This is a genomic window from Streptomyces sp. NRRL B-24085, assembly GCF_001282115.1.
Classification (GTDB): Bacteria; Actinomycetota; Actinomycetes; order Streptomycetales; family Streptomycetaceae; genus Streptomyces.
On record NZ_LJBR01000171.1, the window covers coordinates 1 to 12,282 of the forward strand.

9 protein-coding genes are annotated in these 12,282 nt (G+C 68.8%); 2 read left to right on the top strand and 7 right to left on the bottom strand.

Going from position 1 to position 12,282, the window contains the following annotated elements; genetic code table 11:
- The 7 genes from AOJ26_RS19985 to AOJ26_RS20015 form a co-directional block, all read right to left on the bottom strand.
- Positions 1–2,366 (bottom strand): alpha-amylase family glycosyl hydrolase (locus tag AOJ26_RS19985; protein WP_267889447.1); only part of this gene is annotated, 2,366 nt, incomplete at its 3' end.
- A gap of 120 nt (positions 2,367–2,486) precedes the next feature.
- Positions 2,487–3,884, bottom strand: coding sequence for an alpha-amylase (locus tag AOJ26_RS19990; protein ID WP_053849686.1), 1,398 nt, complete (start codon positions 3,882–3,884; stop codon positions 2,487–2,489).
- Between the two features lie 109 nt (positions 3,885–3,993).
- Complete coding sequence (locus tag AOJ26_RS19995) at positions 3,994–4,560, bottom strand: dihydrofolate reductase family protein (RefSeq protein WP_053849687.1); 567 nt, start codon at positions 4,558–4,560, stop codon at positions 3,994–3,996.
- Between the two features lie 128 nt (positions 4,561–4,688).
- Positions 4,689–6,350 (bottom strand): glycoside hydrolase family 13 protein, encoded by a 1,662-nt coding sequence (locus AOJ26_RS20000; RefSeq protein ID WP_053849688.1) that lies wholly within the window; start codon positions 6,348–6,350, stop codon positions 4,689–4,691.
- A gap of 167 nt (positions 6,351–6,517) precedes the next feature.
- On the bottom strand, positions 6,518–7,426 hold the full coding sequence (locus tag AOJ26_RS20005; RefSeq protein ID WP_053849689.1) for a sugar ABC transporter permease: 909 nt from the start codon (positions 7,424–7,426) through the stop codon (positions 6,518–6,520).
- 13 nt (positions 7,427–7,439) lie between these two features.
- On the bottom strand, positions 7,440–8,444 hold the full coding sequence (locus tag AOJ26_RS20010) for a carbohydrate ABC transporter permease (protein WP_053849690.1): 1,005 nt from the start codon (positions 8,442–8,444) through the stop codon (positions 7,440–7,442).
- 132 nt (positions 8,445–8,576) lie between these two features.
- Positions 8,577–9,845 carry an extracellular solute-binding protein gene (locus AOJ26_RS20015; RefSeq protein ID WP_053849691.1) on the bottom strand — a complete coding sequence of 423 codons (1,269 nt, stop codon included), beginning with the start codon at positions 9,843–9,845 and terminating at the stop codon, positions 8,577–8,579.
- Between the two features lie 362 nt (positions 9,846–10,207).
- Here AOJ26_RS20015 and AOJ26_RS20020 point away from each other — a divergent pair, with 362 nt between their 5' ends.
- Both AOJ26_RS20020 and AOJ26_RS20025 read left to right on the top strand, forming a co-directional pair.
- Positions 10,208–11,242 carry a LacI family DNA-binding transcriptional regulator gene (locus AOJ26_RS20020; RefSeq protein WP_053849710.1) on the top strand — a complete coding sequence of 345 codons (1,035 nt, stop codon included), beginning with the start codon at positions 10,208–10,210 and terminating at the stop codon, positions 11,240–11,242.
- Between the two features lie 132 nt (positions 11,243–11,374).
- A complete protein-coding gene (locus AOJ26_RS20025; RefSeq protein WP_053849692.1) occupies positions 11,375–12,253 on the top strand; it encodes a phosphatase PAP2 family protein in 879 nt (292 codons plus the stop codon).
- Positions 12,254–12,282 lie beyond the last annotated feature (29 nt).

Genomic DNA, 12,282 nt, shown 5'->3' on the forward strand with positions numbered 1-12,282 from the left:
TAGGCGCCGGGCTTCAGCTTGACGTAGGCGAAGGCACCGTAGGCGTCCCGGCCGACGAAGGGGTGGCTCGCGGGCCAGGTGGTGGACTCGCCGTCGGCGAGGTCGCCCCAGGCGTACAGGCCCCAGTTGTCGTAGTCGCCGTCGGTGCGCTTGTAGTGGACGACCGCGTAGTCACGGGAGGAGGCGGTGGGGGTCTCCTCGGCGGGCGGGGTGCCGGCCTCCGACGAGGCGGTCGCGCCGGCCGTGCGTCCGGCCGTGTCGACCACGACTGCCTTGTAGCGCAGGGCGGTTCCGGCCTTCACGTCCTTCCCGATGGTCTGCGTGACCTTGTAGGGGGCGTGGTCGGCGGAGCCGAGGGTGCGCCACTTGCCGTTGCCGACCTGTGCCGCGAAGACGACCCGGTTGAGCCGGCCGCCGTCCACGTCGGCGGTGAGCTCGACCGTGCCGGTGGCGCCGGGGGCCGGGGCCTTGAGGGTGAGCGTCGGCTTCGTGGCGGGCTCGGCGAGCCTGCTGGCCGCCTTGAGCACGATCGCGGAACCGGCGGGGACGCTGACGGTGATCTTCTTGTCGGCGCCTGAGGTGGTGTCCGACGCGCCGCCGTAGACGCCCTTGAAGGCCATGTCGGCAGAACCGGTCGCGAAGGTCGCCGACTTGGTCTCGCCCGCGTTGTTGAAGGCGACGACGTATTCCTGGCCGGTCTTGGCGTCGGTGCGGGAGAAGGCGTAGATCCCGGCCCCGTCGGCCGCGTACCGCTCCTCCTGGACGCCGTCGGTGAGCGCCGGGTTGGCCTTGCGGAGCTTGGCGAGTGCGGCGATCTGCTGGTACAGCGGCGCGCTCGTGTCGTAGGCGTCGCTCGCGTGGGTGCGGTCGGTGCCGATCTCGTCGTCGTCTAGGTAGTCGGCGGTCTTCGAGGCGAACATCGTCTGGCGGGCGTCCTTGTCGCCGCCCGCGCCGGTGAAGCCCTGCTCGTCGCCGTAGTACACGACGGGGTTGCCGCGGCTGAGGAACATCAGCTCGTTGGCGAGCTCGTCCTTGGCGAGGAGTTCGGCGTCCGTGGCCTTCGGGTTGTCCTGGTTCAGGAAGTACCCGATGCGGCCCATGTCGTGGTTGCCGAGGAAGGTGACCTGCTCGTAGGCGTTGGCCTTGTCGGTCGTGTACTTGTAGTCGTCGCCGAAGACGGAGGCGAGCTTCCGCGCGCTGCCGCCCTGGGAGGCGTACTGCCGTGCCGCCTCCTGGAAGGGGAAGTCGAGCGTGGCGTCGAGGCGGCCCTGGGTGACGTACGGCGAAGTGATCGAGGTGTCGGCGGAGTAGACCTCGCCGAACATGAAGAAGTCCTTCCGGCCCTGCTTGGCCGCGTAGGCGTCGAGGGCGGTGGCCCACTGGGTCCAGAACTCCATGTTGACGTGCTTCACGGTGTCGATCCGGAAGCCGTCGATGTCGAAGTCGCGGACCCAGCGCTGGTAGATCCGCTCCATGCCCTTCACGACCTCGGGACGCTCGGTCCACAGGTCGTCGAGGCCGGAGAAGTCGCCGTAGGTGGTGGACTCGCCGGCGTAGGTGGAGTCACCGCGGTTGTGGTACATCGTCGGGTCGTTGAGCCAGGACGGGACCTTGGCGTCCGTGCCGGTGACCGTCGGGGTGCGCGGGAAGGAGTCGGCGTCGACCGCCGGGAACCTCCGGTCGCCGGACGCGTAGTCCGCGTCGTCGAAGGGCCGGCCGTCCTTCGTCAGGTACGGGAAGGCGCCCTTGGAGAGGTAGTCGTAGGACTTCTCCTCATAGTCGACGACGTCGGCCGTGTGGTTGGTGATGACGTCGAAGAAGACCTTCATGCCCTTGGCGTGCGCCTTGGAGATCAGGGTCTCCAGGTCCTTGTTGGTGCCGAAGTGCGGGTCGACCTGGGTGAAGTCGGTGATCCAGTAACCGTGGTACCCGGCCGAGGCGTTCGACCCCGTGCCCTGGACGGGCCGGTTCTTGAAGATCGGGGCCATCCAGATGGAGGTGGTGCCGAGGCCCTTGATGTAGTCGAGCTTCTTCGTGAGGCCCTTGAGGTCGCCGCCCTGGTAGAACCCCTTGTCGGTGGGGTCGTAGCCGGTGCTCAGCCGTGAACCGGTGAGCCCGCCCCGGTCGTTGCTCGTGTCGCCGTTGGCGAAACGGTCCGGCAGGACGAAGTAGAACTGCTCACGGGTGTCGTCGTGCCGGGCCGGTTCCGCGGCGAGCTTCGCGTCGGAGGGCGGTGGCGGAGGGGTGTCCGCCCGGGCGGACAGCGGCTGGACGAGCGCTGCGGCCAGCGCGGTCACGGTGACCGCGGCGACCCGTCCGGCCTGGGTGGTACGGCGCCTGGGCGGCACCGGCCATCTCGGTATCACGGATGGACTCCTTGCGATTGCGGCTCTACGTGGGTCCGACCCCGCGTGACCGTATCGCCGCCGTAAGGATTACAGCAAGAGTCCTGAAACAGCTGGCAAGAACTTTCAGTTCCGGGGTGTTCAGCAGCTCGACTTGCCCGCGTAGACCGCGAGTGCCGTGTTGGCGCCGAGGGTGGCCGTGAACTGCCCACTGGAGTTCACCGTCACCGTCGTGTTGTTCTGCACGTTGCAGTACGTCCCGGCGGGCAGCGAGGTCTGGTAGGTCCGGCTCAGACTGCCCGACTCGTGGTTGATGGCCACGAACCCCTTGCCGCCCCGCCCGAAGGCGATGGCGTCGCCGCCGTTGTCCCACCAGTCGGTGACCGGCTCACCGCGGGTCGCGTTGCGGAAGGCGACCATGCGGAGGATCTCCGGCCAGGCGTGCTGGCATTTCCAGCCGTCCTGCCAACAGGCGTTCACCGAGCCGTTGTTGGGCGGTCCGGCGTCCTTGTCGGACCACTCGTAGCCGGAGTTGACGTCCGGGGCGCCGTAGGGATGGGCAAGCATGAAGACGTTGGCCAGGGTGTAGTTGGCGCCGTCCTTGTAGTTGAGGGTGGAGCCGTTGCGCTCGGTGTCGTGGTTGTCGACGAAGACACCCGCGACGGAGCTGCTCATGTAGCCCCAGCCCTCGCCGTAGTTCTTCAGGTAGGCGAGGTTCTCGTTGTTGAAGACCCGCTTGAGGTCGTAGGCGTAGCGGAACTCCTGGACGTCCCCGTTGCCGGTGTACTCGGTGGGCTGGACGGCCTCCCCGCTGCCGTGGATGACCTCCTGCTTCCAGTACACCGACGGGTTGCTGAGGCGGGACTTGATGTTGGCGAGGTCGGCGGTGTCGATGTGCTTGGCCGCGTCGATGCGGAAGCCGTCGACGCCGAGGGTGAGCAGGTCGTTCAGGTACCCGGCGATCGCGCCGCGGACGTACGACTCACCGGTGTCGAGGTCGGCCAGGCCGACCAGCTCGCAGTGCTGGACGTTCCAGCGGTCGGCGTAGTTGCTCACCTGGCTGGTGCAGTCGTCGAAGTCGTACGACGAGTAGAGCCCGGGGTAGTTGTACTTCGTGTACGACGAGCCGCCGGTCCCCGTGCCGCTGCCCGCGGACATGTGGTTGACGACGGCGTCGACGACGACCTTCACCCCGGCCGCGTGGCAGGTGTTCACCATGTTGCGGAAGGCCGTACGGTCCCCGAGCCGGCCCGCGATCTTGTAGCTGACCGGCTGGTACGAGGTCCACCACTGCGAGCCCTGGATGTGCTCGGCAGGCGGGGAGATCTGGACGTAGCCGTATCCGGCGGGGCCGAGGGTGTTGGTGCACTCCTTGGCGACGGAGGCGAAGTTCCATTCGAAGAGGACTGCGGTGACGTCCTTGGTGCCCGGCGGGGAGGCCTGGGCGGTGGTGGGGGTGAGGACGGCGACCGTGGCGGCGAGCACGGTGGCCGCGGCGGTGGCGGTGGCGGTGGCTCTTGCGGACCTTCTCGGTATCACGTGGGGGTTCTCCTCACACGACGGCCGGGCTTCTTTGCCCGGCGCCGGCGAGAACGTACCGCTGTTGAAATGTTTACAGCAAGAGTCGAGAAAGTAACGGCAAGAACTTTCACACTTGGCTGGCGGGCCTGCCGGGGAGGTCGCCGCGGCTGCCCCCGCAGGAGTAGACGATCTCCACCGACCCGTCGGGCAGGGCCCGTTGGCTCTCGAAGGTCAGTCCGGCCTCGGGGCTGAGCGCCGGGGTGAGCTGCATGCCGCCGCCGAACAGCATGGGCAGGACGACCAGTTCGAGGCGGTCCAGCGCGCCGAGCGCGTGGAAGGTGGCGATCGTCCGCGGACCGCCGATGAGATGGACGTCGCCGCCCCGGTTGGCGGCGCGGATCGTCTCAAGGAGCCGGGCCGGGTCGCTGTCGGTGGTGACGTGGTCGGGAGTGCCCTGCGGGCGGTGCGAGGCGAGGACGAACACGTCGAGGTCGGGCCAGGGCCAGCGGCTGTTGGTCAGCGCGGGCTCGAAGGTCGTACGGCCCATGAGGGCTGCCTCGCAGTCGGCCAGGAACTCCCGGATGCCGTGGCTGCTGCCGGAGACGAACGCGGGGTCGGCGGTGAGCGCGGGCCAGCCGTTCGGGGTGGTCACGTAGCCGTCGGCACTCATGCTCATGCGGGCGCGGATCTGCATGGTCTCTCCTCGGACGAGGGGCGCTGTTCGCCCTTCCACCCGAGCGTCGAACGCGGACCCCGCCGATCGACACGCCGGAGAAAGAATCACCGGACCCCTTCAGGGCCCGGTGATTCCTCCGCGCGCGCTCAGGCCGTCGTCCACCACACGGTCGTGTCGGCGGGCACCTTCGCGTCCCCGTCGACCTCGGCGACCTCCCCGCTGGCGAGCAGCAGCCGGCCGTACGCCGGGGTCGTCACCGACTCGCCGGTGGTGTTCGCGACGCAGACGAACTCGCCACGCCGGAAGGCCAGCACGCCCTCGGGCGCCCGCAGCCACTCGACCGCGTCGCCGGCGCCCAGGTCGGGCTGGGCGCGGCGGACGGCGAGGGCCGTGCGGTACAGCTCCAGAGTGGAGCCGGGGTCACCGGTCTGCGCCTCCACGCTCAGCTCGGCCCACTCCGGCGGCTGGGGCAGCCAGCTGCCGCCCGCGCCGAAGCCGTACGACGATCCCTCGCGCGTCCACGGGATCGGCACCCGGCAGCCGTCACGGAAGCCGTCCTGGCCCGCGCCGCGGAAGTACGCCGGGTCCTGGCGGACCTCGTCGGCGAGGTCCACGACGTCCGGCAGGCCGAGCTCCTCGCCCTGGTAGATGTACGCCGATCCGGGCAGCGCCAGCATGAGCATTGTGGCGGCGCGGGCGCGGCGCAGCCCCAGCTCCCGGTCGCCGGCCGTGCGGATCTGGGTGCCGAGGCCGGGCGGGTTGGCGAAGCGGGTGGCGTGCCGGGTGACGTCGTGGTTGGAGAGCACCCAGGTGGCCGGGGCGCCGACCGGGCGCATCGCCTCCAGCGTGCGGTCGATGACCCCGCGCAGCTCCTCGGCGTCCCACGCGGTGGCGAGGTACTGGAAGTTGAACGCCTGGTGCAGCTCGTCGGGGCGGACGTAGTTGGCGGTGCGCTCGACGGTCGGGGTCCACGCCTCGGCCACGAAGATGCGCTCACCGGAGTACTCGTCGAGGATGAGACGCCACTGCCGGTAGATCTCGTGCACACCGTCCTGGTCGAAGAACGGCATGACATCGTTGCCCAGAAGCTTCACCTGGTCGTGGGATCCAAGGTCGGGCAGCCCCTCCGCCTTCACCAGACCGTGGGCCACGTCGATGCGGAAGCCGTCCACGCCCATGTCCAGCCAGAAGCGCAGGATGGAGCGGAACTCGTCGCCGACGGCCGGGTGGTCCCAGTTGAAGTCGGGCTGCTCGGGGGCGAAGAGGTGCAGGTACCACTCGCCGTCCGCGACACGGGTCCAGGCGGGGCCGCCGAAGATGGACTCCCAGTCGTTGGGCGGGAGTTCGCCGTTCTCGCCCTTGCCGGGACGGAAGTGGTAGCGCTCCCGCAGCGGCGATCCGGGCCCTTCGGCGACGGCCCGCTTGAACCACTCGTGCTGGTCGGAGGAGTGGTTGGGCACGAGATCGACGATGGTCCTGAGCCCCAGCTCACGGGCGTCCCTGATCAGCGCGTCGGCGTCCAGGAGGTTGCCGAACATGGGGTCCACGGCCCGGTAGTCGGCCACGTCGTAGCCGGCGTCGGCCTGCGGGGAGGCGTAGAAGGGGCTGAGCCACACGGCGTCCACGCCGAGGTCGCGCAGGTACGGCAGTCGGGTGCGGATGCCCTCCAGGTCGCCCATGCCGTCGCCGTTGCTGTCGGCGAAGCTGCGCGGATAGACCTGGTAGATCACCGCGTCCCGCCACCAGTCGCTGCGCTTGGCTTCGGCGGGGTGAGGGGCCGGGGCGAGGGCGGAGTGCTGCTGGCTCATGGCTTCCTTGGTACGTAAGGGGTTCATCAGGTCAAAGGTATGAGGGTGACGAGGCGGCCGCAGTGACAGCGGGGTCGGATGGACACTGCGGCCGCCTCGGGTCTTTCAAGGGGCGCGGGGAACTGCGCGACAAGCCACGACGGCGCCGCAGCCGAACCACGGGCGCGCTACCCCTTCGTGCCGCCCGCCGTCAGCCCTGTCACCAGGTTCTTCTGCACCAGGTAGAAGAACGCGGACACGGGTATCGCGATCAGCACCGCCGTCGCGGCCATCAGGTTGCGCTGGGCGTCGTGCTCGCTCACGAAGCTCTGGAGTCCCACGGCGAAGGTGTACTTCGTGTCGGACAGCATGAACGTCGAGGCGAACGCGACCTCGCCGAAGGCGGTGAGGAAGCTGTAGAACGCGGCGACCGCGAGCCCCGGCTTGGCGAGCGGCAGGATCAGCCGCGCGAACGTGCCGAAGGGGGTGAGCCCGTCGACGCGTCCGGCCTCGTCGATCTCGAACGGGATGGTGTCGAAGTAGCCCTTGAGCAGCCAGGCGCAGTACGGCACCGCGGTCGAGCAGTACACCAGGACGAGCCCGAGGTAGCTGTCGATGAGCTGGAGGTCCGAGAGCATCTGGTACATCGGCACCATGAGGACGGCCACCGGGAACATCTGGGTGACCAGGAGGACCCACATGAACTTGCGGTAGCCCGGGAAGCGCATGCGGGAGACGGCGTACCCGGTGGTGGCGGCGATCAGCACGCCGATCACGGTGGTGCCCAGCGAGACGATCAGCGAGCTCTTGAGCCAGCTGAAGAACTCGGTGTGCTGGAGGACGAACGAGTAGTTGTCGAACGTCATCTTCTTCCAGATGCCGCCCGGGTGGAGGTAGTCGTCCTTGTCCGGGCCGAGGGACAGGAAGACCAGCCAGGCGATCGGGAACAGCGCGATCAGGCTCGCGACGATCAGGATGCCGTGCGAGACGAGCGAGCCGGCGAGGCTCTTCTCCCCGCGGCGGCGGATCCGGCCGGGTGTAGGTGCCGGCCCGGCCTGGGTCACCGCGGCGGAGGTCTCGACTGTGGTCGTACTCATGGGAGCTCCTGCCTCAGATCGCGAGCTGCTGGTCATTGCGGTTCAGCCAGCGGCGGTAGAAGGAGGTGAAGACGATCAGGATGGCCAGCAGCAGGATGCCGTACGCCGCCGACTGGGCGAAGTCACGCGGCTGCTGTCCGAAGCCCAGGTAGTAGGCCCAGGTCACGAGGATCTGCGCGTCCGGCGCGGTGTTGCCGAACAGCAGGAAGATCACGGCGAACTGGTTGAACGTCCAGATGATGCCGAGCAGGACGACGGTGGAGCTGACGCTCCTGAGCCCGGGGAGGGTGACGTACCGGAAGCGCTGCCAGGCGGTCGCGCCGTCCATCTCGGCGGCCTCGTACAGCGAGGCGTCGATGGACTGGAGTCCGCCGAGCAGCGAGACCATCATGAACGGCACTCCGCACCAGGTGTTGACCATGACCGCGGCGAACCGCTGCCAGGCGGTGTCCTCCAGCCACGAGGGGCTCGGCAGGTGGAGGGCGTCCAGGGCGGAGTTGATGACGCCGCCGTCGGCGAGCATGAACCGCCAGCCGAAGACGGTGACGAAGGTCGGCACGGCCCAGGGCAGCACCAGGATCAGCCGGTACAGCGTGCGGCCGCGCAGCTTCTGGTTGAGCAGCAGCGCGAGGCCGAGCCCGATGCAGTAGTGCAGGGCGACGCACAGGGCCGTCCAGACGATGGTCCAGATGAAGTGCGACCAGAAGCGGTCGTAGGCGGTGTCGCCCCACAGGATGTCGGCGTAGTTGTCCAGGCCGATGAACTTGTAGGTGGCGTCGATGTGGTTGACGCCGATCGTGCGGGCCGTGTTGAGGCTGTTGGCGTCGGTGAGCGTGAGGTAGACGCCGTAGACCAGGGGGTAGAGCACGAGGACACCGATGACGACCGCCACCGGGGCGATCATCGCGTAGGCGTACCAGTGCTTGTGGTAGCTGTGCTTCAGGCGTTGGCCCAGCCCGGGCCGCGGCGCGCGGTCACCGCGGCGTCTGCCGGTGGCGCGGTCGATGGCGACTGTCATGTTCGACACCTTCTGGAAGTTCTGCGGCTCTGAGAAGTGGCTGGGCGAAGCGGCCCGCCGGCGTGGCCGGGCACAGGCCGGTGGCCGCCGGATCTCTCCCCCATGACCGGGAGATCCGGCGGCCACTCGGGCTCACTTGCTGAAGTCCGGCACCAGCTTGGCGATGGCGGTCTCCGCGGTGCTCAGGCCCTTGTCCAGGGACTCCTTGCCACCGGCGATCTTCGGCAGCTCGGTGTCCAGCGGGCCCCACAGGGAGCTGTACTCGGGCAGGGCCGGGCGCGGCTGGGCGGCGGCGAGGACCGTGCCGTAGCCGGCGATGCCCGGGTCGGCCTTGACCTGGTCGGTGTAGGCGTCGTCGCGGGTGGGCAGCGTGGAGTTCTTCAGCGCGATGGTCGACTGGGACTTCGCGGAGGTCATGAAGTTGACGAACTTCAGCGCGGCCTTCTGGTGGGCGGAGTCCGAGCCGGCGTAGACCGAGAGGTTGTGGCCGCCGGTCGGGGCGCCCGCCTTGCCGGTGGAGCCGGCCGGGACGGTGGCGATGCCGAGGTTGTTCTTGTCGGCGAACGCGGAGCCCTTGTAGAAGTTGGTGATCTCCCAGGGGCCCTGGATGATCGCGGCGACCTTGCCGTTGACGAACGCGTCCTGGATGTGGGCGTAGGCGTCGGCGGTGGTGTCGGCCTTGTGCAGGCCCTTGCCGGAGAAGAGGCTCAGCCAGGTGCCGTAGCCCTTCTTGGCGGCGTCCGAGTTCACCGTGATCTTCTTCGCGGCGACGTCGACGGTGTCGGTGCCCTCGCCGTAGAGGAAGGTCTGGGCGTAGTAGGCCTGGGTGGAGCCCCAGTAGCCGTCGACGCCGGTCTTGTCCTTGATGGTGGCGGCGGCCTTCTTCAGGTCGTCCCAGGTCTTGGGGGCCTCGACGCCGGCCTTCTCGAAGAGCTGCTTGTTGTAGACGAGGGCGAGGGTGTCGGTGACCAGCGGGACACCGTAGACCTTGCCGTCGTACTTGGCCTGCTCGATCAGGTTGGACTTGAACTTGGCCTGGTCGGCGAGGGCCTCGGTGCCGTCGAGGGGCAGGAAGTAGCCCTTCTTGGCGAAGGCCGGGGTCCAGCCGACCTCGGAGCGCAGCACGTCGGGGGCGCCGCTCGCGCCGGCGGCGGTGTCGAACTTGTTCTGCGCCTGGTCGAACTGGACGTTGACGTACTTGACCTTGATGTCCTTGTTGGCGGCCTCGAAGTCCTTGATCAGGGCCTTGTACGTCGGCGCCTCATTGGTGGCGTTGGAGGTGTCCCACCAGGTGATGGTGACCGGACCGTCGGCCTTGTCGCCGCTGTCGCTTCCGCCGCAGGCCGTCGCCGCGAGGGCGAAAGACGCCACCAGCGCGGTGGCCGCTATGCCACGCCGCATGAGTTCTCCTTGAGGGTGAAAAGCCCGTTGGTGCAGGGTGTCGGCCCCGTCTGCCGTCCCTGCCTGCCGACTGCGCCGTTGCGGCCGCCGGGCGAGTGGGAACGTAACAGCGATGCAAGGCTTGCGAAAGACCTTGCAGAAAAAAAGTGCAAGAGACTGCGGAAGTTACCCCGTCGTGATCCCTCGTCGACCGTCACGAGACCCTTGTTTTACGGGGCTGAGCGGGATGACTACGGGTTGTGCAAGACTCTGCAAGCTCTTGCCATCCCCCTCCCGTACGGGAATCATCCCCTTGCGGGACAAGGGGCGCCGACCAGAACAGAGGGACCGCGATGACGATACGGCCGGTACAGTCCGGTGGCGTGACCACACGGCTAGCCGACATCGCTGTTCAGGCGGGGGTGAGCGAAGCGACCGTCAGCCGCGTCCTCAACGGGAAGCCGGGTGTCGCCGCCACCACCCGCCAGTCCGTGCTGGCCGCACTGGACGTGCTGGGCTACGAGCGCCCGGTCCGGCTGCGGCAGCGCAGCGAGGGCCTGGTGGGCCTGATCACCCCGGAGCTGGAGAACCCGATATTCCCGGCCCTGGCCCAGGTGATCGGCCAGGCGCTGACCCGGCAGGGGTACACCCCGGTCCTCGCCACCCAGACCCCGGGCGGCTCCACGGAGGACGAGCTCACCGAGATGCTCGTCGACCGGGGCGTGGCCGGCATCATCTTCGTCTCCGGGTTGCACGCGGACACCTCCGCCGACATGCAGCGCTACGAGCAGTTGCGGGCGCAGGGCGTGCCGTTCGTGCTCGTGGACGGCTTCTCGCCGAAGGTGCAGGCGCCGTTCATCTCCCCCGACGACCGGGCCGCGATGGCGCTGGCGGTGACCCATCTGGTGTCGCTGGGGCACACCCGGATCGGCCTGGCGCTCGGACCGAAGCGCTTCGTGCCGGTGCAGCGCAAGATCGAGGGCTTCGTGCGCACCATGCAGGACCAGCTGGGGCTGGCCGCGGCGACCGTCGAGGCGGACCTCGTCCAGCACTCCCTGTACACCCTGGAGGGCGGTCAGGCGGCCGCGACGGCCCTCATCGACCGGGACTGCACGGCGGTCGTGTGCGCGAGCGACATGATGGCGCTGGGCGCGATACGGGCGGCCCGGCAGCGGGGCCTGGAGGTGCCGCGGGACGTGTCGGTGGTGGGCTTCGACGACTCCCCGCTGATCGCCTTCACCGACCCGCCGCTGACGACGGTCCGCAAGCCGGTGCCGGCCATGGGACAGGCCGCGGTGCGGACCCTGCTGGAGGAGATCGGCGGAACGCCCGCGCCGCACAGCGAGTTCGTGTTCATGCCGGAGCTGGTGGTGCGGGGTTCGACCGCTTCGGCCCCCGGCGACCGGGCTCGTCCGTAAGGCGGAGGAACCGGTGCCCTTTCCCCTGCACCGGTAGGAGAACGGGACAGTCCGCCCGTCGTAGGACATGCGGCCCGAACCCGACCGCGGGATGATCGGTGGGGTAAAGCGTTTCTGGCAGACTTTGTGTCTATGGGTGACTCGACCGTGACCAGTCTGGACGACCGCGGGAATGCGGCCGCTCCTGACTCCCTCACGGCCGTGGACCGGCCGGTCCTGCTCCGTCGGCTGCGCACCCCGCGCAGGCCGCGCCTGTGGTTCGAGATCCTGCTGATCGCGGTGAGTTACTGGACGTACTCGCTGATCCGCAACGCGGTACCGGAGCAGAAGGCACAGGCGCTGCGCAACGCCGACTGGATCTGGCGGATGGAGCACCACCTCGGCATCGCGGTCGAGGAGTCCGTCAACCACGCTGTCAACTCGGTGACTTGGCTCGTCGTCGGGATGAACTACTACTACGCGACACTGCACTTCGTCGTGACGCTGGGCGTCCTGGTCTGGCTCTACCGCAGCCATCCCGGCCGCTACGCGGCCACCCGCATGGTCCTGTTCGCGACGACGGGTGTGGCCCTGGTCGGTTACTACCTGTACCCGCTCGCACCCCCGCGGCTGATGACCGGCGGCGACTTCGTCGACACGGTCATGGTCCACGCGACCTGGGGCTCGATGGCCTCCGGCGACCTCAAGCACATGTCCAACCAGTACGCCGCGATGCCGTCCATGCACATCGGCTGGTCCCTGTGGTGCGGTCTGACGATCTTCGCGCTGGCGTCGGTGCCGTGGGTCCGGGTCCTGGGCCTCGTCTACCCGGCGGCGACCCTGCTGGTCATCGTCGCCACGGCCAACCACTTCTGGCTCGACGCGGTCGGCGGCGTCCTGTGCCTGCTGTTCGGCTACACGGTGGCCCGCCTCTGGTACGGAGCACAGCCGTACGCCCTGCCGAAGGTGCCGTACGCACGGCCGACGAGGGCGGCGCCGGACGAGCGCGAGCCGCTGCACACCCGGGCCTAGGGCTCCGGCCCGCGCCCCGGGAGGGCGCC